Here is a 441-nt window from a genome sequence, read left to right as displayed (position 1 = left end):
GTTCTCAGTTAACAATTCATATCCGCTACCGGCGAATCGCCCATAGCTCAAAAGCCGTTCAGTTTGCGATCGCGCGCCCACTCCGCAGGGGTATACGCTTTGATCGACACAGCATGAATGCGGTTATCCGCAATATATTCCATCAGCGGACCATAGACCGTCTGCTGTTTTTTAACCCGACTCATGCCGTCAAACAACTCACCCACGGCAATACCCTGAAAGTGGCTGCCATCGCCGGAAACGTGGACTTCCTGGAGGGAGAGAGCGTTCATCAACACGCTCTGAATTTCATTATTTTCCATGGGATCTTCAATCATCAGTTAATAAACCAGCGAAACATCTTAGAGCAAAGTTGCGCTGGCATAAATAAGCAAAAAGCCTCGCTGATAAATCAGACAAGGCTCGACTTGCAGGCAGGTTTGCCGGACAGGCGGTTAACGC

1 protein-coding gene is annotated in these 441 nt (G+C 49.4%); it reads right to left on the bottom strand.

What is annotated here, in order from left to right:
* Window positions 1–47: 47 nt before the first annotated feature.
* On the bottom strand, window positions 48–302 hold the full coding sequence (ibaG, locus tag C0Z18_RS32500) for a BolA family iron metabolism protein IbaG (RefSeq protein WP_102649547.1): 255 nt from the start codon (window positions 300–302) through the stop codon (window positions 48–50).
* Between the last annotated feature and the right edge of the window lie 139 nt (window positions 303–441).

The organism is Trinickia dabaoshanensis, assembly GCF_002879885.1.
GTDB lineage: Bacteria > Pseudomonadota > Gammaproteobacteria > Burkholderiales > Burkholderiaceae > Trinickia > Trinickia dabaoshanensis.
This window is presented reverse-complemented; position numbering and strand designations above follow the sequence as displayed.

Excerpts from the sequence above, each read along its gene's own strand:
- ibaG (WP_102649547.1), bottom strand. The coding sequence starts at position 302 with ATGGAAAATAATGAAATTCAGAGCGTGTTGATGAACGCTCTCTCCCTC.